The organism is Nitrososphaera sp. (assembly GCF_050748925.1).
In the GTDB taxonomy this organism is placed as follows: Archaea; Thermoproteota; Nitrososphaeria; order Nitrososphaerales; family Nitrososphaeraceae; genus Nitrososphaera.
On the sequence record NZ_JBOGQF010000003.1, the window covers coordinates 13,325 to 32,044 of the forward strand.

An 18,720-nucleotide genomic window follows, 5' to 3' on the forward strand; every position below is an offset into this window, starting at 1 on the left:
TTGGACGACGGCAAGGCAGAACTGAACCTGAAACTTGACCCTGCCCTCGCGGGAGAACTGGAGCGCGCCGCCCAAAAACATGGCGTGCCGGTCGAGGAACTTGCCGCAAGCATCTTGCAGCGCCAGAGCGACTGGAGGAAATACGAGCTGGCGAGAATCGAGCCTGCTCTCTGCACTTTTCAACATTTCAACGGGGTTTGCAAACCAGCAAGAGATCCCAAAACAGGACCTCCAGAAGGTCATGAAGGAGGCGGCAGAAGTCGCGTTCTCGTTCATACATGAAATGATGTCAAAAACGGAGAAGAGCTATCACCTTTGGGCACTATTGGAAGCCCTTGAGGAAAACTTTAAACTCGCGGGGCTGGACGCGCACCACGAGACAAGGGCCGGCAAGCACTTTCTGGTCATACAGCACAGGCTGGGCCGGAACGAGTCTGCCTTCATGCAAGAGCTCCTGACACTCGTGTTTGAAAACCTGACCGACGCGACCGTGATAACCAGCAGCACCCCCGCAAAGACCGTGGCAGAGCTGGAGGCCGACGAAATGACGATAAACATGCAGGTCACGTCGATAGCCCCAAGCGACAGGCCAAAGCGGCTGTCGCTCTAGGGGTAGAGCTTGAAATTCCTGTCCTTGTAGCCTTCGACCCACTTGAACTTGCGCTGCAAAGTAGAGGTGTAGACCTTTGTCCAGTCGAGCTCGACATAGTTGAGCCACGCTTTCATGACGCGGGGGTCGATATAGTTGCGCAATGAAGTCCCGAGGTTATAGTCGCGCGTCTCCTGCTGGAGCTTTAGCTGCACCTTTAACTTCTCGAGCCTTTCTTTCAGGCGCTTTTCTTGAGCCTCGGTCTTCCAGTTTCTCTGCGCCACCTCTTTTTCGACGCCCGCTATCGCCTGCTTTCTGTTGGCAACCGCCTCTTCAAACTTTTCCGCCGCCTTCCTTGCCGCCGGGTTCTTGGGATCGACGCCCTTTTTGTGGTTGCACTCGATAGCGGCTTTCAGGTTGGCGGCCTTGGCGACATAGACTTTTTCAGACTCGGTCGAGTTCCTGTCAACCCTCGTCGGCGGGTTGACGAGTGCTTCCTGCACAACCTTTGTGGCGATGCAGGTCCTGAACACCTTGGCGGTGAGCCCCGGCATCACTGTCTGGAAGAACTCGTTGACCTTGCGCGAGTTGATGTCGCCAAATATCCTCTCGTCGGGCTTTTTGCCCTTCATGAAATTCCTTAGGTTGTCGTGAAGCGCCTTGGTGTCCTCTGAAACGACGTCAATGGTCTTTTGCCACGGCACGCTGTCCTTGCCGAGGAAATTAAACTCAATTTGCTGCCTGCCGTTTGTCTGCGGGAACTTTATGTGCTCCACCCTGAGCGTGCTTGCGCCCACCGTGTCAGCCTCGTCTGGGTCCTTTTCGTCACCTACCCTCATCGCCAGCTTGAATATGAGGTACGCAACGGTCGCGGGCCTGTCGTTAGAGCCCTTCATCTTGCGTATGATCTCTTTTTCGATCTTGGGCAGCTGCTGCGCCAGCTTTAGCGCTTTGTCGTACTTTACCTTGTCGTTGCCCTGCCGGAGCTCCGACGAGTCATGGAGCCAGACGTACTTGCGCTTGTCAGTAAGCTTCTCTATCCATGTTGCAAGCCATGTCGACGAGTGGTCATGGACGACTTCCTTCCATACTTCTTCGTCGTAAGGCGCGTCCTCGCCCATGTTCAGCGTAACGTCCTGCGGCCTGACCCTCGGCTTCCACCGGCCGCGGAGCGGGTGCTGGCCCCTGCCCATGAAAAGCCCCGGCGGCTCGACGAGCCAGTTGGCTATTTCCACCTCCTGCCCATCCACCATGGCCTTGCCGTAGATCGCCTTTAACCGCTCGCGCTCGGCCTTTTTGGTCTCGGCCATCTTTTTCTTTTCCTCCCTCGACAGGTTTTTTACGCGCTCTATCTCGCGTTCCTTCATCACCTTTTCCTGGTCTGCGAGCCGGAACGCCTCGGCAAAGTCAAAGTCAGATATTTTCAGGTCCGCATTTTTGAACTCGTCTGGCAGCATCGGCTTCAAGTCTGAAAGAAAGTTGCCCTGGAAGACGGGGTCCTGGACGTAATGGGTGTCCTTCTTTTTCGCCCATGCGTAAACCAGCTCTTCCTGGTCGGCGTTGAGCGTGACCTTTCTGCCCCTTATCGATACCGTAATGCCCCTTGGCTGGTAGGCGGGAGGAAATGCGACTCCCTTGTGCACAAGCGTCTGCCACCTTGCCCGTGGCTGCGCTGCAACTTCTTCCAATTTTAGGAAAAGTCGCCGTTATCTACTCTTAAACCTTTTTACACCAGCGCCCTGTCGCCCTGGATCTCGTCGCCTATCTCGGTGCGCTCGCCCTCGACTATCCTGCTCAGGGCCTCGATTGCGGCGGCCTTGTGCAGGTATTCGTTGTTGTTGCCGCACCTGTACGAGTAGGTGCACCGAGGGCAGCCGCTTTCGCTCGTGCAGGGGCATTCCGACAGGATGCGAAGCGCCCTGCCAAGCGCCTTATCCAATCTGTCGAACAGCACCCTGCTTGCGCCATTGCCCCCCACGCTCCCATCGTAGACGAATATCAGACCGGACGAACCGAGTGAAATGCCTCCAAGGTCCTGCGACGCGCCTCCGGTGATCATGGCGCTCCCCTCAATGATGACGTGCTCTGACGCGTGGAACGCGCTCATCTCGACGTATTCCTCGTCGTCTGCCTTTGACATCGCCTTCCCGGGCCTTGGCGCGCGAAAGACAAAGCCCTTTGTCGTGAACTCAAACTCTATCGGCTTTTCAAACATCACATTCTTGCCCTGCGCCACTTCCTGCCCTACCTCGATGTTGGCATAGCCGAGCACCCTTTTCTGGATTTTCAGCGAGCAGTACGCGATCTCGGCGCCAAACGCCTGCTTGCGCTCGTGAACCTCGATGATGGAGGGCCACTCGTCGGTGAGCGCCCTGGTGTAATACGGATAGTCATATGGCAGCGGCTCCAGTTCCGCGTACGGCTGCTTTTCAAAGTGGAGCGCCTTTACCCGGTAGCGCCTGCCTGCAAGGAAGTAGATCGCGTCCTGGTGCAATTCTTCAAGCGCTTGTGGGAGCGACCTGTCGCCGGCCATCCTGTTGTTGAGCTTGATGTCGACCCTGTTCCCTATGCCCCTGATGCTGTAGGCGTTCAGAATCTCCATTGCTTTTTTAAAGTCGGGCACAAAGCGCGTTTTCTCAGCCGTGAGGACGCCCTTTGCCACCAGCTTTTGCACCGCGTCCCATACGGGCGCAGATTCGGCGACTGCTATCGGCCTGTCGCAGGCCATCGCAAGGACCTGGTACTCTTTCACAAACGGGTTTTCAGGATCGGTGTAGGCAAATTCCTGGTCTGACAAATAGTCGTCAGGGTGCGACTTGTAGTACTGGCTTATGGGGTCGTTGCCAAGCGCAAGGAACGCATATCCTTGCTGCCCTCGCCGCGCGGCCCTGCCGATCCTCTGGATGAGGCGGTTGACAGGCACGATGTTTGAGACGATTGCGTCGACGCCGCCAATGTCTATCCCCAGCTCCAGGGTCGGCGTCGCGGATATCGCCGACAGCTTGCCGTCCTTGAATATCTGCTCTGCCTCGCCCCTTGCCTTTGCAGTCAGCCCTGCCCTGTGGACCCTGATGCTGACGCCCTGCCTTGCGGCATAGAAGGCAAGCAATTCCGAGCCAAGGTGCGAGCCGGAAAAGGCTATAGTCCTGTGCTTTTTCGCGCAATGCTTTACCAGGTCGATGGCAAGGGACCTGTGCGACCTTAGCGACGGGAACATTATTGCAAGGTTTATTCTGCCCCGCCTGCCCCTTCCCTGCACGACTTGCATTTTTCTGCCAAAAAGCGACTGGCAAAAGTCGCCGGCGTTGGGGAGCGTCGCGGAAGCGGCTACAACCTGCATCCTGCCGCCGAGCCGCTCCAGCCTTGCAATGATGTGGTGCACGTTTGCGCCAAAGACGCCCGTGTAGACGTGCGCTTCGTCCACCACCAGGAACCTGGCAGTCCGGAAAATGCGGGAGAATTTCGTCCTGTGCATCATGTGATAGTGCAGCACGTCAAAGTTGGTGACAACAATGTCTGGCGGCTGCTCGTACACGCGCCGCCTGTCGGCCTCCTCTGTGTCGCCGTCAAGGCCCCCCACCCGCACGCCAAGCGGCTCTGCAAGTTCAACAATCTTGGGCAGCTGGTCGCGTGCCAGCGCCTTTGTGGGGTAGACGAAAATGGCCATTATTTTCCCCCGCTCGCCGGAGCGCAGCGACCCAAAGTGCGACGCCTCCTCTGCTATCTTTTGCAGTATCGGTATGCAGAACGCCTCGGTTTTGCCCGACGCCGTGGGCGCCGTGATGACGACGTCGGCCCCCTGCAGCACCTTTTTCACGGCGTCTTCTTGGAACATGTATAATCGCTCGATGCCCTTTTTCGCAAGCACGCCGGTGATGGCCTCGTCGACGGGAAGCTCCTCTACTTTGCTGCCATACTCTGGCGGCGGCTCTTCAAGGGCGCGCACGTCGACGACATAGTCGCGCTCGGAATGGAGCACGTCTTCAAGCAGCGCGTCGCCCTTGGCGCCTGCTGCGGCTATCAGCGCGTCAACCTCCTTTTTCGGCCTGACTATTTTTTCCTGCTCCATCAACGGACGCAGGTCGTCAGACGTCGTCACCTGGTTGTTGTCGCACATGTCAAGGAACTCTAGATACGATTCGTCGGTGCTTGCCTGCGCTTTTGCCAGCGCGCACGCCTTGCACTTGCCGCAACGGAACATCAGCCGCCCATCAAATATCCTGTCCGCGCTCACCGAATGGGGAGAATTGCACATCGGGCAGCGGTAGCTGGTCACGGACGCTCTTGCACCTGCGGGGTAAATTGCCTTTCCGTTATATACAATAATAGCGCGAAATATTGTGCACTTGATTGTCCGGGCTTGGCAGCCGATACTGGCCTGAAGTCATTGAAGTCCTGCGCGCCATAGTGCCAGTCTACGACAGGGTCAACCGAGTAATTTCGCTTGGCAAGGACGAAGAATACCGCAGGCACGCTATAGGGGGCCGGGTGATGCCCGGCAACGTCGTGCTGGACGCCGGCTCGGGGTACGGCAACATGTCAAGGGCCGCACTCGCAGAAGCCAGGGGCGACGCGCAGATAGTGATGTACGACCCGATACCGGAGATGCTTGCAAACGTCCGCAGCTACTTTGGACAGACGCACCCAACGCTATCGTCCGGCATCTTTGAAAGCATGCCGTTTCGAGACAATACGTTTGACGCGGTGATGTGCGGTTACTCGCTGCGCGACGCAATCGACCTGAAAAAGGCGATATCTGAAATGCACAGGGTGCTCAAGCCGGGGGGCCGGCTGATAATCGTCGACCTTGGTAAGCCCGACAATGCGTTCAAGAGGTGGATGGTCTCCACGTACCTGAAGCACTTTCTCGGTATCTCTGCGTATTTCGTGGCAGGCAGGGCGGGGTTAAAGTTCAAGACGCTGTACGGCACCTTCCTCAGGTGGCCCCGCAATTCCGAGCTGGAGGAAATGCTTAAGGTAAAGTTCCCAAAAGTGGTATTTGACAAGGGGATGCTTGAAGGCGCAATCATGGTAGCCGCATACAAATGAAAGCCATCATACTTGTGGCAGTGTGCGCGGCAATCGTGGGCGTCTCGTACGGGATGCACTCGCCCATAGTGCCCATCTTTGCTAAAGAGGAGCTGGGCGCCGACTTTTCGCAGGTGGGCCTCGTCGGCATGGCCAATTACCTACCGTACATGTTTGCACCCTTTTTCGTGGGGATGATGCTTGACAGGCGCAACAAGGGCTACATACTTGCGTCCGGGGTTGGGCTCAGCATGTTTTCGTTGCTTCTGCTCTCGACGGCGCAGTCGGTGCCGGAGGCAATGGTGTTTCGAGGAATGGCAGGCGTGGCGCACGCGCTTTTCTGGCCGGCGTGCGAGGTGCTGATATCTACCAACTCGTCACCCGAAAAGCGGGTCAAATGGATTGCGCTCTTTACCGCGGCGTGGGTGGGCGGCTTTATGGCCGGCCCTCTGGCCGGCAGGCTGGTGCTCGACTTTTTCGACTACCGCGTGCTCTTTCAATTGTCTGCCGCGACCATGGCGGCAGCGCTTGTGCCTGCGTTTCTGCTTGTCAGGCACGGCAGGCCTGTGGGCATGGAAAAGCACAGGGGGACATCTCTTGCCAATGTCAAGCACGAGGTAACGTCAATGCCGGCGGTGAGCGCTGTCCTGCTGTATTACGCGATAACTTTTGGCGTCATCCTTGCCGTCTATCCCGCATACATGAAGACTGCCGCGATAACCGACCAGGACATTGAACTGCTGTTCTTTGCGTTTGGCATCGCCCGGTTTGCGACGCTTCCCTTTGTGCAGAGGCTGGCCGTGCACGGCAGGTCCGCGCTCGTCGCGGCTGTGGCGCTCACTGCTGTTGGCATGCTGATCTCGTTTGCGTTTACGTCAGTGTGGTCCTTTGCCGCCGCGCTCGTGCTCATCGGCATCTCTACCAGCATATTCTATCCTGTCACTTTCAACATCGTGACCCGCAACGTCCCGCTTGACAAGATAGGGTCGAAACTCGGCATCTATGAAACGCTGTTTGGCATGGGATGGACGGCGGGCCCTTTGGCAGTCGGGCTGTCGTCAGACGCGTTTGGCCCGCCAAGCCCCTACCTTGCGTTTGCCGTCATCGGGGCCGCGCTTGCCGGCGCGATAGTCATCAGGAAAAAGTCATAGCACGCGCACCTTTCTGCCTTCAACCTTTAGCCTGCCCTCTGAAAAGAGCCTGACTGCCTCCGGGTACACCTGGTGCTCCTGCTCCAGTATCCTTGCCGACAGCGTCTCTTCGCTGTCGCCTTCCATGACCGGGATTGTCTTTTGCAATATGACGGGGCCGGAATCGACGCCCTCGTCGACGAAATGCACGGTGCATCCCGACACCTTTACTCCATACTCTATTGCCTGTTTTTGCGCGTGCAGGCCGGGAAACGACGGCAAGAGCGCGGGATGGATGTTTAAAATGCGCGCCTTGTAGTGGCGCACAAACTCGGGGCTGATGATGCGCATAAAGCCTGCCAGGCACACAAGACCGTTCTGCGGGGTGACGCCTGCCTCTTCAAGAGCCTCGACCACTTTTCTGTCATAGTCCCACCCCTTGGCGCCTTCAGGCGGCACGATCTTTGTCTTTACACCGTACTTTTCAGACGCCGTCCTTAACCCTGCCGCGTCGGGCTTGTTTGATATGACAACAGCTGGCCGGACGCCTGGCATCCTGCCTGCCTTGGCAGCCGCGAGGATCGCGTCCATGTTGCTCCCCCTGCCGGAGATGAGTATGCCGAGGTTGATCATCAAGCATGCTACTAGCTTTGGAACCTGCTCTTAAACGTCTCGAGCTGGCACTGTTAAGTTATCTGGTCAAGAATAGCGTCTCAATACTTACATGACCCAAACAGTTAACAGAATCAAATCGAATATAGTTTGCCGATCCAGAACCACTTTCTATCAGCGTCCGAGTCAGCGAGCCGGGTTTTTGGGCTCTATCTTGTCAATGTCCTGTATACGACCCCGCAGTATGGACGACCGCAGCCGCTAGTCCGTAAAAGTACTATCGTTTCCGATCAATTAACGAACGATTATTTTATCATTTGCGGCCATACAAATTCTCCCAAAAAATAAAAAAATACAACAAAACTGTCTTGCAACTTTATTTGAGTTCAGAACGGCGGTCGCGCCGTAATTTATCGACTTCTTTTACCAGATCCCTCTGGCCTACTTAACGCCCGACGTTAGGAATTAAATAAAAATGCGGACCACTTTGCGGCGCTATGCCAAGTGCAAAAGCGCCTTTACACTGGTCCAAAAACCGCTCATTTGGGCCCGTATGGTACGATAGTCTTCCATGACTCCCTGAATAAAGGACGGGCCCATTCATTTGTGGGCCCATAGTTGTCAATATGTAGAGATATATATAAAAAAATAAAATTTATGCAAGGAGGTAGGGCGGTATTGGGACTTTACGAAGGGCCCATTTTCACGCTCGCCAAGGGCGGCCTACTGTTTTTCTGTCCGCGCACAGGGGCCAAAAATATGCTTGCACAGAAGGAGAGGGTTGGCGACAGCAGCGGTGGTGAAAAGAGGGATGCTTAAATATTACCCTGCAAATTATGTGCGGTCACAGTTCTGAAAGGGTGGATGGGCCTAAGTCATTTTGGAATCCTTGTAATTGGCAGGTTGGGCCCGCGAGAAATGGGCCCATGATGTCTATTTAAGATAGAAAAGAAAAAAGTGGGTAATATTCTCGCCGCCATTCTTTGACCTGTCGTTTTAATCCTGTAACGAATTGATAGTTCAGGCTTTGACACTTTTCGATTTGGTCGATATTTTGACTTCAAGCATGGGCGTGATAAGAAGTACAAAAAGTGGGTAAAAGCGCACATTTGCGCTGGTCTAAAGACGAATGTCGTAACGGCAGTCCAGCTTACCGATGGGAACCGTCCAGATCATCCTTTCTTCAAGCCGTTGTTGGAAACCACCGCACAATCATTTGACCTCAAGGAGGCTGTAGCCGATAAGGCATATCTGAGCAGAGTAAATCTTCAGCTTGTGGAAGACCTTGGCGGTGTACCATTCATTCCATTCAAGAAGAATAGCAGAAGCCTAACGATAGGATCGCCTGCCTGGAACAGGATGTATCACTATTTCAATCTCCATCGGGAGGACTTCATGAAACATTACCACAAGCGCTCAAACATTGAGACGGTATTTCATATGATAAAGTCAAAGTTCAAAGATAATGTTAGAAGCAGAGATGGGACCGCACAGTTCAATGAAGTGCTCTTGAAAATACTATGTCATAATATCTGTGTGGTAATACAAGAAATGTATGAGTTAGGAATACAGGCGGATTTCGTTAATTCAGGAACATCTAGCCCACGTTGAGAAAAACTGCAATGGCTCCAATCATTTCATTTTAGTTTGAGCTGTTGTAGATCCATGCCAAACCTCATCGAAGTAGTTGAGTAGCTTTCTCATCACATTTGCATCAGAAATTATTGCACCTGTATTATACTGCTTCATGAGGCCATCTTGGGTCAGATCGGCCGATGAAATCAGAGCCTCTTCGTTATCTCATTATTATCCTAGAATGAACGAAGTCGTTGATTCTATGATTTTCCTTTAGATTGTCCTTGATAAAGCTAAATGCTTGCTTCTTGTCATTTGTAAATTCATCTCTGGCTCTTGTAATGATTTGGATATTGGCACTTTTGCTTTTTTCAAGAATATCTTTAACGAATGACACGTCGGCGTATGGTGAAATAATCTTTAGAGTATGATTGCAATTACAAATCATCCTCTTCACCTGATCTTCCAGCGACCTATCATGTGGTGGAATTGTTGTTACGAGGTCAAGTTGTCCAGACTGCTCCCCCCATTCCTCATCTATTCGAATTACAATTCTTTTGGAACTGAAAGTCGAATATCGATTGTCCAGTAAGAAATGAAGTGATCCGCCTGAATGTACTTGCAAAGTTACTTGACCTGACGGCACCTGTCCTGAATAATGAGAATATTGCACAGGGTGCAAGTAAGCGTTGTTATTTCTAAGACAGGTTAGAGTCCAATTAACAAACTGATCCCTACTTAGAATGTATAATCGTATATCGTCAACGGTATTACTCTGATTCGTATGCAAGATTGTAAAAGATACTGATATCTTGTGGTTAGTCTTGCCTAGATGATCCAAATCATACGAGAGGACAGAAATCCCATTTGAGTTGGCAGGAATATCTACTGTTCCGTCAAAAAGTATTCTAAATTGCTTTCTTAAACTCATACTTGGTCAAGCAATTTTCTTCTGGAAATCATCTGTTTAAAAAGTCAGCTGATTGTTTAAAAAGTATATCCTGTTGCCTACTTATTACACAAAGCCCCCCTGAGCTAAATGTTAAAATATCTACACCCCCTAGGCATGACAGCTCGGATGCCTTCGGTAGTTTTCCATGACAAATGCGGCATAACGGTGTCAAGCCCAGATGGCACCACTATTGCGCTTGACCCGTCGCGGCCTGCCGCGTGCGACTATACGTTTGTCTCCCACGCGCACGTCGACCACCTCCACAGGAAGGGCAAAACGAGCAAATCCAAGCTCATAGCGTCAAAAGAAACGTCACTGCTTGCAAGCGCAAGAGGCTATGACATTTCTGGCGACGAGCAGCACGACGGCTTTCAGCTCGTCGACACCGGCCACATCCTTGGGTCGCGCGGCCTGCTGATGCAAGACGACGTCTATTACACCGGCGACATTTCCACACGCGAGCGCGCATTTTTGAAACCGGCAAAACTGCCGCACGCAAGGACGCTCATAATAGAGTCAACGTTTGGCAGGCCGGAATACTTGTTCCCGGCGCTGAGCGAAATAACGCACCGCACGAACAAGATAATTTCTGAAATGTACGACATGGGCATCCCTGTCATCCTGATGGGCTATGCGCTTGGCAAGGCGCAGATACTGACTAGACTGTTTGGCCACTGGGACCCTGTATTTGTCCACGATTCAGTTGCCAAGATGAACTCGGTCTACTCTGACCTTGGCGTCGACCTGAAGGACGCGGTCACACACACCGAAGCGGAGGAAAAGGGCCTGCTCTCAAAGCGCCGTCCCTGGATAATGGTGGCGCCGCTGATGAGCGGACGGAACGCGTTTTTGAAGAGGATGAAGGAGCAGTACGGCGCCGTCACGATTGGCTTTTCCGGCTGGGCCGTCGACCCCCGGTACAAGTACATGATGGGGATCGACTATGCCATGCCGTTTTCAGACCACTGCGACTATGACGAACTGGTAAAAGCTGTAAAGCAGTGCAAGCCGGATAAAGTATACACGTTCCACGGCTTTGCGTCTGAATTTGCGAACGCGCTCAAAAAAATGGGCTTTGACGCCGAGCCTCTGGAAAAGGAAAAGAAAGGAGTCACGCTCGACTCTTTCAAGTGACTATTTCTTTTGCTGGTCGCGGATGTAGGGGATGACCTTCTTGCCAAACATCTCGATGTTCTTAAAGTAGCCGTCTCCCCAGAACCTGATGATAAAGTGGTTCGTCCCTGCCTTTATGAACCGCTCCAGCATCTCTATCACGTCGTCAGGCGAGCCGACGCCTATGGCCGTGCGCGCGACGCTGTCCGGTATCTGCAATGCTGCCTTTTTCATAGCCTCCATCAGCTCGGGCTTGTCCATCGTGTACTCTGTAAAGTACTTCCTAAAGTCAAACTCGGACGATTGTGGGATGTTGTGCACCTTCAGCAGTTCCGGCTTGTAAAGCGAGACCTTGACCGCGTTCTTCATCTTGTTCCATGCCTCCTCCCCGTCTTCAGAGAAGTAGATGTCGACGTCGTTTGCAAACTGGAAATCTGAGAGGTCGCGGCCTAGGCGCTTGGCGTGGTCCCTGATGACGTTGGCGTGCGCCTTGAAGAGTTCCGGCGTGTAGCCTATCGGGATCCAGCCGTCGCCGTATGTCGCGCACAGCTCTAGCGTCTTTGGCGCGCCCGCTGCGATATAGACTGGCGGCCTCGGCTTTCTTATGCTTGTCGCCTGCAGGCAGGCGTTTATCAGCTTGTAGTATTCGCCGTTATAGCTGACCTTGTTGTCGGGGCTTGACTCGAACAGCTTTTCAATGACTTCTAGCTGCTCCTTGAATTTCGTGACAGGCTTGCTAAACTCGATGCCAAAATCGACGACGTTCTGCGCCTCTCCTGCGCCGATGCCAAGCACGCCCCTGCCGTTTGTGATCCTGTCAAGGGTGATGGTCGAGAGCGCGATCGCGGATGGGTGGCGCCTTATTGCGTCGGTGACGCACGTGCCCAGCTCGACGTTCTTGGTGACGGCGCCAAGGGCCGCAAGCATCAGCCACGCGTCGTTTACCACCGCGTTCTTCCACTGCGGGACGTTAGAGTGGTCCATGGCCCACACAGAGTCATAGTCGAGCCTGTCGGCCATCTGGGCCGCAGTTATGACCTGCGTCTCGTCAAGGCCAAGCCTTGCAACGTTGAGGCCCTGGGTAAAACCGAATTTTATCCTCATGCAAAAGCCTCCGAGTAATTCGTCTCAATCATTTAATAAGGACAATTCTCGCGTCTATTTAAGTATATCAAAACGAGGTTCTATTTTTCAAAAACCGTCGCGTTTTGCAGTAAAATTTTGGCATTCGCGCCTTGTCAACAAAATATGTGCATCCTGTCAAGGTTGCTTGAATCACCGTGTAAAATCGCTACCGCGCAAGAGCCATCCATGTTCGGCCAGGACGCGCAGAGCGAAGAGTTCATCAAGGTCGTCGACGAACTTGTGGTGAGTGCAGAGGGAGATTCCGAGCTTGCCGACGGGCTAAAGTGGATAGACATGCAGTCGCGCGAAAAGGGCATCACGTTTTACGAGATGGCGCTAATCGTCCTCAAAAAGCACATGGCCGAGCGCAAGGCAAAAGAGTGGCTGAAAGAAAAGATGGCCGCCTAGTCATCTGGCGCCCTGCACTGCCCTTGTGACTGCCGGCTGTATGCGTTTGTCGACAAGGTCTGGCAGTATGTTGAAAGGCGCCAGCTTGTCCCTCGGTACGAGGTCTGCAAGCGCGTTTGCCACTGCCACCAGCAGCTTCTGGTCGATGTTGCGGATCCTGTTGTCAAGAATCGCGCGCATCGTGAACGGGAAGACGAGGGCATTGTTGGCCCTGTTCTCAAACTTGTAGCTGCCCGTCGCTATCACCCTGGCGCCAGACTGGGCTGCAAGGCGCGGGTGGATCTCGGGGTCGGGGTTTGTGAGGGGCAACACTATGGCGTCCCTGTTCATCGACGCCACCATCTCGCCCGTCAGCAGGCTCTTTATCCCCGAAACGCCCACAAAGACGTCCCTGCCTTTTATCGCCTCCTCAAGAGTCGAGAGGCCGCCTTTTGTCCCATCCCTGTCGGTCATCTCTGCCAGTTCAAGCTTGTACTTGTTCATAGTCGTGAGGTCGCGCGACTTTGATATTACGCCCTGCGAGTCGGTGACCGTGATGTCCTGGATGCCTATCTCCTTTAGTATCTTTACGATGCCATAGCCGGCCGACCCAGCGCCGGCGACCACGACGCTCGTCGTCTCTGGCTCCCTCTTTGTCAGGCGCATGGCGTTGAGCAACGCCGCCAGCGTGACGACGGCCGTGCCGTGCTGGTCGTCGTGGAATACCGGGATGTCAAGCTCTGCGTCGAGCCTGTCGACGATCTCGAGCACCTTGGGCGTCTCGATGTCCTCGATGTTGAGCGCGCCAAAAACCGGCGCGATGTTTTTGACTGTCGCGATAATCTCGTCAATGTTGGTGGTAGAGAGGCATATCGGAAATGCGTCCACGTTGCCAAACTGCTTGTAGAGGAGCGCCTTTCCTTCCATCACCGGGAGCGCCGCCTCCGGCCCGAGCTTGCCCAGGCCAAGCGTTCTCGTGCCGTCCGTCACTATGGCAATGTTGTTCCACTTTGACGTATACTCGTACGCCTTTTCCCTGTCGGCTGCAATCGCCCTGCATACATCTGCCACGCCCGGCGTGTAGGCGATGCTGATGTCGTGAGTAGTCTTTATCGCTATCTTGCTCCTGACCTCTATCTTGCCCCTGAGCTTTTTGTGAAGGTCCAGGGCCTCCTTGCCAAGGCTGGGCTTTTTCCTTGAAATGCCCCGCCCTGAGTCGGACTCTCTCAAACTTTCCAAACTGGCCTCTCCTGATCCACCAACAAGGGCTCTGGTCTGCTTATCAGCTTTACTGACCGTGCCTTTCGCCCAGCGGCACGTATTCGCAGCCCATCGGGCCGCAGTACCTGCCGATGTAGACCGCCTTTGGCCTGTATAGCGCCGGCTTGGGTGCCGCCTCGGCAAATTTTTCCTCGATGACATGGGCGGTCCAGCCTGAAATCCTCGATATCGCAAATATCGGCGTGTTGAGGTCCATGGGGATGCCCATGCTGTAGTATATCGACGCCGAGTAGAGGTCGACGTTTGGGTAGATGGACTGTTTCTTGTTCTCGATCATCCACTTTTTCGTGGCCTTTTCCACCCTCTCGGTAATCTCGAACCACTTGTTGTTCTTTTCCTTTGAAATGGCCCTTGAGAGCCTGGACAGTATGTCGGCGCGCGGGTCTGTCGTCCTGTAGACAGCGTGGCCCATGCCCATAACCCTGCCCCCTGTCGAAAGGCGGTTTGCAACCCACTTTTCCACGTTGCTTGGGTCGCCTATCTCTAGCAACATCTTCATGACCTGCACGTTTGCGCCGCCGTGCAGCTCGCCAGAGAGCGCGCCAACCGCGCCAGAAACTGCCGCATACATGCTCGCCCTAGTCGAAGAAATCTCGCGCGCTGCAAACGTGGAAGCGTTGAACGAGTGCTCTGCGTGCAGGATGTAGCAGATGTCCATCACCTTTGCCTCGTCAGCCGACGGCTCGACGCCCCGCAGCATGTAGAGAAAGTTTGTGGCATGCGACCCTTCTTCCATCGGGTCGACGATGTGCTGGCTGGTGCGTATCCTGTTCCACGCCGCGACGATGGCCGGTATCTTGGCTATTAATGAAATCGCGCGCCTGACGTGCGCCTCCTTTGTATAGTCGTCGATGTTTAGGTCGTACTCGGCAAGCTCCGCGACGCACGACTGGAGCACGTCCATCGGCTGCGCCCTCTTGGGCCTGTTCTTCAGGTTCTTTATCATGGGCTCTGGCAGGTTGCGCGCCTCGCGCAGCCTGCGGCCAAAGTCTGCCAGCTGCTCCGGGTCTGGCAGCTCGCCAAAAAGCAAGAGGTATGAAGTCTCTTCAAAAGTGGAATGGTTGACAAGGTCTAGTATGTCAAAGCCGCGATAGATGAGCTTGCCATTTTCGCCGTCAATCGAGCAGATCTTGGTGTCTGCGACTTCGATGTTGCGAAGGCCGATGTTTCGTGCGTCCACAGCGCATGCTTCTCGAAATTTGTATATTAAAGTAGTGCCGCAGGAAAAATTAAAGGGGCGTCATCGTGTCGATGAGCCTTGCGTTCGTCACCATGCCGTCCTTCTCGTTTATCAGCAGGTCCACTGTGTACTGGAGCCCCTTTAGCAGGAAAGTGACGTTTGCGTCCCAAGCCTCCCTCTGGTGCTCGTTTGGGAATTGCAGCAGCACCCTGACCTTTAGGTCCTTGACCTCCATGCCATAAAGCGCCTCGATGGTCTTTTTAGCGGCAGCTTCGACTTCTTTCTGGTTCCTTACAGGACTCATGCCATTTATCTACTTACTAAATATATAAATATTCATATTCGACTGTCGAACTAGAACAGGTTGTACAGCCTCGCAAGCGACAATTTTTCCGCCGGCTCGCTAGTCACTATTTTGCCGTCCACCTTCACGACGTAGGTCTCGGGGTCGATCTCTATCTTGGGCGTAAGGTCGTTGTACATCATGTCCTTCTTGCCAATCTTTCGACAGTTCTTTACGGGCAAGAGCTTTTTCCTCAGGCCCAGCTTTTTCACAAGGCCCTTCCTTGCGGCAAGCTGTGACGTGAACGTGAACGACGTCGAGTATCTCGCGGCGCCCATCGCGCCAAACATCGGCCTGTAGTACACGGGTTCTGGCGTCGGTATCGACGCGTTCGGGTCGCCCATTAGCGCGTACGCGATAAAACCTCCCTTTATCACCATCTTGGGCTTTGCTCCAAAGAACTGGGGCGTCCAGACCACAATGTCTGCTATCTTTCCCTCTTCAAGCGAGCCGACGTAGCTAGAGATACCGTGGGTCACTGCCGGGTTTATCGTCAGCTTTGCAAGGTAGCGCTTGACGCGGAGGTTATCGTTGTCGCCCTTTTCTCCCTTTAGCCTGCCGGCCATCTTTTTCATCTTGTCGGCAGTCTGCCATGCTCTAGTCGTGACTTCGCCCACCCTGCCCATCGCCTGGCTGTCAGACGAATACATTGAAATCGCGCCAATGTCGTGCATCACGTCTTCGGCGGCTATCGTCTCCGCTCGGATGCGCGACTCTGCAAACGCGACGTCTTCCGGGATGCCGGGGCTCAGGTGGTGGCACACCATCATCATGTCAAGGTGCTCCTCCAGTGTGTTGACGGTGAACGGTCTGGTGGGGTTTGTCGACGACGGCAGTATGTTGCGCTCGCCCGCTATCTTCATGATGTCCGGCGCGTGCCCGCCGTCTGCGCCTTCTGTGTGGTACGTGTGTGTAGTCCTCCCTGCAATTGCCTCGATGGTGTCGTCCACAAAGCCGCACTCGTTCAGGGTGTCGGTGTGGATGGCTACCTGCGTGTCTGTCTTGTCGGCGACGCGGAGCGCCGCGTCGATGGTGGCAGGCGTGGTGCCCCAGTCCTCGTGCAATTTCAGGCCGCACGCGCCAGCCTCTATCTGCTCCAAAAGCGACGACTCGAGTGAATCGTTGCCCTTGCCAAGGAGTCCAAAGTTCAGCGGCAGTTCGTCAAGCGCCTCAAGCATCCTGTGGAGGTTCCATGGCCCCGGGGTGCACGTCGTCGCATTCGTGCCGTCTGCCGGCCCGGTGCCGCCGCCTATCATCGTCGTCGTGCCTGCGCATATCGCCTCTACGGCCTGCTGAGGCGATATGAAATGGATGTGCGTGTCGATGGTCCCGGGCGTGCATACCGTATGCTCGCCTGCAATGACCTCTGTGCTTGACCCGACTATCATGTCGACGCCTTCCATCACGTTTGGGTTTCCCGCCTTGCCGACGCCTGCAATCCTGCCGTTTTTGACGCCAATGTCTGCCTTGATTATGCCTAGCACCGGGTCCATCACAACGGCGTTTGTGATTACAAGGTCCAGCGCGTCCCTGCTTGTCACGCCGCTTGCCTGTCCCATGCCGTCTCTGACGCTCTTGCCGCCGCCAAACACGAGCTCGTCGCCGTGCCGCAAGAGGTCCTTTTCAACCTCGATTACCAGATCCGTGTCGGCAAGCCTTATCCGGTCGCCGGCCGACGGCCCGTACAGGTCGACGTACTGCCTGCGCGGGATGTTCATGCCCCTTTGAACCCCCTTGCCTTGGCCTTTGCCATGGCCTGAGATTTCTTTGCCGCAAGCCTGCCGTTCACAAGCCCGCTAAAACCGTACACGATTTTCTTGCCACCATACTCGACCAGCTCCACTTCCCGCAAGTCGCCCGGCTCAAACCGCAATGAGGTTCCCGCGGGGATGTTCAGGTGCATCCCGTACGCCTTGGCCCTCGGGAACAGCAGCGCCTTGTTCACCTCGAAAAAGTGGGCGTGCGAGCCGACCTGTATGGGCCGGTTGCCGGTGTTGCTGACCTTTACACTCGCGGTCTTTTTGCCCTTGTTTGCGACGACGGGCCTGTCGGAAATGAAATACTCGCCTGGGATCAAGGGCATCACGCTATCGGGTTGTGCACCGTCACCAGCTTGGTGCCGTCTTCAAACGTCGCCTCTACCTGCACGTATTTTACCATCTCTGGCACGCCGGGCAGCACGCCGTCCCTTGACAGCACTTTTTTGCCAGAGCTCCTCAGCTCCGAGACCGACCTGCCTTCCCTTGCGCCCTCTACGATGTGGTCGGAGATGAGCGCGACTGCTTCAGTATAATTCAGCTTTAACCCTTTTTGCTGCCTCCTGCGAGCGACTTCGGCTGCCATGAAAACGTACATCTTGTCGATCTCCCTCGGGCTGAGCATCATGTCGCACTTTTCTTGCTAATTCTCGTATTTATAATTGAGTACACACGCGCGCAAAAAAATGCATATTTAAAAGCAGCAAGAATTTCTTCTGCACGAATTTCATCTTGCCCCACGAAAATTCGTAAACTATCTACCGCGGGCCTCGCTTGGCACTGCGCAGTTTTGCAGTTTACACAATGAAAGGAACTGCATAAATAGAAAGCGCTAGCACTCAAGCCATGCCACTGCGCGGATCCGGAGGCAGGCGGCCTTGATGGCAAAGAACCTGTTTGGAGAGGGAGTCAAGAGGACGACTGGCAGCGACGCAAGGCGCTACAACCTGCTTGCAGCCAGGCTTATCGCCGAGATGGTCAAGGGCCTGCTCGGGCCCCGGGGCATGGACAAGGTATTCGTCGACATCATGGGCGAGGTCACGCTGACAAAGGACGGTGCGACCCTTTTGCGCAAGATAGACGTCGAGCACCCCGCCGCCAAGGTGTTGATAGAGGCGTCAAACGCGGTCGACAACGCGGTGGGCGACGGCACCACTTCAGTCGTCATCCTGGCAGGGGCCCTGCTTGCAAGGGCCGAAAGGCTTCTCGACATGGGCATATCTCCCGCGACGATCTCTGACGGCTACCGCAGGGGCCTTGCGATAGCGATGGAGGCCATGCAATCGGCCGCGATAAAATCTGCCCGGGACGACCGACAAATGATGGAGCGGCTGGCGGCGACTTGCCTGGAATCAAAGGCGATCTCGTCGTGCGGAATCGCCAGGATGGCAGTCGACACAATATTTGCCGTTGCCGACCTTGAAAACGGCAGGGTCGACATAGACGACATCAAGATAGAGGAAAAGCCCGGCAGCGTTTCTGATACGCAGCTGGTAAGCGGCGTCGTGATAGACAAGACCATAGACAGCTCTGCAATGCTTAGAGAGGTCAAAGACGCCCGGATACTACTGATAAACGAGGACCTTGACGGCAAGCGGACCCGGACAGACGCCGAGATCGGCATATCGCTTCCAAGCCAGGTCAGGGC

General features: G+C 54.7%; 18 protein-coding genes. 8 read left to right on the forward strand and 10 right to left on the reverse strand.

Going from position 1 to position 18,720, the window contains the following annotated elements; all coding sequences use genetic code 11:
- Nucleotides 1–100: 100 nt before the first annotated feature.
- The gene (locus tag ACREAY_RS00540; protein ID WP_431753801.1) at nt 101–610 is read left to right on the forward strand and encodes a hypothetical protein; all 510 of its coding nucleotides are present in this window, start codon (nt 101–103) and stop codon (nt 608–610) included.
- Here the strand turns inward: ACREAY_RS00540 and ACREAY_RS00545 are convergent.
- On the reverse strand, nt 607–2,277 hold the full coding sequence (locus tag ACREAY_RS00545; protein ID WP_431753802.1) for a DNA topoisomerase I: 1,671 nt from the start codon (nt 2,275–2,277) through the stop codon (nt 607–609). The genes ACREAY_RS00540 and ACREAY_RS00545 overlap by 4 nt on opposite strands.
- Nucleotides 2,278–2,315: 38 nt before the next feature.
- Entirely contained in the window at nt 2,316–4,865 is a 2,550-nt protein-coding gene (locus tag ACREAY_RS00550; protein ID WP_431753803.1) for a DEAD/DEAH box helicase, read from the reverse strand.
- 74 nt (nt 4,866–4,939) lie between these two features.
- On the opposite strand from ACREAY_RS00550, the gene ACREAY_RS00555 reads away from it, so the two are divergent.
- Both ACREAY_RS00555 and ACREAY_RS00560 read left to right on the forward strand, forming a co-directional pair.
- Complete coding sequence (locus ACREAY_RS00555; RefSeq protein WP_431753804.1) at nt 4,940–5,638, forward strand: class I SAM-dependent methyltransferase; 699 nt, start codon at nt 4,940–4,942, stop codon at nt 5,636–5,638.
- The gene (locus ACREAY_RS00560; protein ID WP_431753805.1) at nt 5,635–6,768 is read left to right on the forward strand and encodes an MFS transporter; all 1,134 of its coding nucleotides are present in this window, start codon (nt 5,635–5,637) and stop codon (nt 6,766–6,768) included. Before ACREAY_RS00555 ends, ACREAY_RS00560 begins: the two co-directional genes overlap by 4 nt.
- On the opposite strand, the gene purN is transcribed toward ACREAY_RS00560, so the two are convergent.
- Nucleotides 6,763–7,380: a phosphoribosylglycinamide formyltransferase gene (gene purN / locus ACREAY_RS00565; RefSeq protein ID WP_431753817.1), complete on the reverse strand. Its 618-nt coding sequence runs from the start codon at nt 7,378–7,380 to the stop codon at nt 6,763–6,765. The genes ACREAY_RS00560 and purN overlap by 6 nt on opposite strands.
- A 657-nt stretch (nt 7,381–8,037) precedes the next feature.
- Here purN and ACREAY_RS00570 point away from each other — a divergent pair.
- The 3 genes from ACREAY_RS00570 to ACREAY_RS00580 all read left to right on the forward strand — a co-directional run bounded on the left by ACREAY_RS00570 (nt 8,038) and on the right by ACREAY_RS00580 (nt 11,020).
- Nucleotides 8,038–8,178 carry a hypothetical protein gene (locus ACREAY_RS00570; RefSeq protein WP_431753806.1) on the forward strand — a complete coding sequence of 47 codons (141 nt, stop codon included), beginning with the start codon at nt 8,038–8,040 and terminating at the stop codon, nt 8,176–8,178.
- A gap of 192 nt (nt 8,179–8,370) precedes the next feature.
- A complete protein-coding gene (locus ACREAY_RS00575; RefSeq protein WP_431753818.1) occupies nt 8,371–8,970 on the forward strand; it encodes a transposase in 600 nt (199 codons plus the stop codon).
- A 1,030-nt stretch (nt 8,971–10,000) separates the two neighbouring features.
- Nucleotides 10,001–11,020, forward strand: a complete 1,020-nt coding sequence (locus tag ACREAY_RS00580; RefSeq protein WP_431753807.1) for an MBL fold metallo-hydrolase RNA specificity domain-containing protein — start codon at nt 10,001–10,003, stop codon at nt 11,018–11,020.
- Here the strand turns inward: ACREAY_RS00580 and ACREAY_RS00585 are convergent, their stop codons facing one another.
- Complete coding sequence (locus ACREAY_RS00585) at nt 11,021–12,103, reverse strand: LLM class flavin-dependent oxidoreductase (RefSeq protein ID WP_431753808.1); 1,083 nt, start codon at nt 12,101–12,103, stop codon at nt 11,021–11,023. It abuts the gene before it with no gap.
- A gap of 207 nt (nt 12,104–12,310) precedes the next feature.
- Here ACREAY_RS00585 and ACREAY_RS00590 point away from each other — a divergent pair, with 207 nt between their 5' ends.
- Complete coding sequence (locus ACREAY_RS00590; protein ID WP_431753809.1) at nt 12,311–12,532, forward strand: hypothetical protein; 222 nt, start codon at nt 12,311–12,313, stop codon at nt 12,530–12,532.
- Here ACREAY_RS00590 and ACREAY_RS00595 read toward each other — a convergent pair whose 3' ends face one another.
- From ACREAY_RS00595 to ACREAY_RS00620, 6 genes are read right to left on the reverse strand one after another with little or no spacing between them, the layout of a single operon-like run.
- Nucleotides 12,533–13,741: an NAD(P)-dependent malic enzyme gene (locus ACREAY_RS00595; RefSeq protein WP_431753810.1), complete on the reverse strand. Its 1,209-nt coding sequence runs from the start codon at nt 13,739–13,741 to the stop codon at nt 12,533–12,535.
- Between the two features lie 58 nt (nt 13,742–13,799).
- On the reverse strand, nt 13,800–14,972 hold the full coding sequence (locus tag ACREAY_RS00600; protein ID WP_431753811.1) for a citrate/2-methylcitrate synthase: 1,173 nt from the start codon (nt 14,970–14,972) through the stop codon (nt 13,800–13,802).
- Between the two features lie 49 nt (nt 14,973–15,021).
- A complete protein-coding gene (locus ACREAY_RS00605; protein WP_431753812.1) occupies nt 15,022–15,276 on the reverse strand; it encodes a hypothetical protein in 255 nt (84 codons plus the stop codon).
- A 50-nt stretch (nt 15,277–15,326) separates the two neighbouring features.
- The gene (gene ureC, locus ACREAY_RS00610) at nt 15,327–17,033 is read right to left on the reverse strand and encodes an urease subunit alpha (protein ID WP_431753813.1); all 1,707 of its coding nucleotides are present in this window, start codon (nt 17,031–17,033) and stop codon (nt 15,327–15,329) included.
- Nucleotides 17,030–17,392, reverse strand: a complete 363-nt coding sequence (locus tag ACREAY_RS00615) for an urease subunit beta (RefSeq protein ID WP_431753819.1) — start codon at nt 17,390–17,392, stop codon at nt 17,030–17,032. The genes ureC and ACREAY_RS00615 overlap by 4 nt, the downstream gene beginning before the upstream one ends.
- Nucleotides 17,393–17,397: 5 nt before the next feature.
- On the reverse strand, nt 17,398–17,700 hold the full coding sequence (locus ACREAY_RS00620) for an urease subunit gamma (RefSeq protein ID WP_431753814.1): 303 nt from the start codon (nt 17,698–17,700) through the stop codon (nt 17,398–17,400).
- Nucleotides 17,701–17,953: 253 nt separating this feature from the next.
- On the opposite strand from ACREAY_RS00620, the gene ACREAY_RS00625 reads away from it, so the two are divergent.
- Nucleotides 17,954–18,720: TCP-1/cpn60 chaperonin family protein (locus ACREAY_RS00625; RefSeq protein WP_431753815.1), on the forward strand; the 767-nt coding region annotated here is incomplete at its 3' end.

Bases quoted from the DNA above. Each gene is read 5' to 3' on its own strand.
- ACREAY_RS00560 (WP_431753805.1), top strand. From the start codon at position 5,635: ATGAAAGCCATCATACTTGTGGCAGTGTGCGCGGCAATCGTGGGCGTC.
- purN (WP_431753817.1), bottom strand. From the start codon at position 7,380: ATGATCAACCTCGGCATACTCATCTCCGGCAGGGGGAGCAACATGGAC.
- ACREAY_RS00580 (WP_431753807.1), top strand. From the start codon at position 10,001: ATGACAGCTCGGATGCCTTCGGTAGTTTTCCATGACAAATGCGGCATA.
- ACREAY_RS00585 (WP_431753808.1), bottom strand. From the start codon at position 12,103: ATGAGGATAAAATTCGGTTTTACCCAGGGCCTCAACGTTGCAAGGCTT.
- ACREAY_RS00590 (WP_431753809.1), top strand. From the start codon at position 12,311: ATGTTCGGCCAGGACGCGCAGAGCGAAGAGTTCATCAAGGTCGTCGAC.
- ACREAY_RS00605 (WP_431753812.1), bottom strand. From the start codon at position 15,276: ATGAGTCCTGTAAGGAACCAGAAAGAAGTCGAAGCTGCCGCTAAAAAG.
- ureC (WP_431753813.1), bottom strand. From the start codon at position 17,033: ATGAACATCCCGCGCAGGCAGTACGTCGACCTGTACGGGCCGTCGGCC.
- ACREAY_RS00620 (WP_431753814.1), bottom strand. From the start codon at position 17,700: ATGATGCTCAGCCCGAGGGAGATCGACAAGATGTACGTTTTCATGGCA.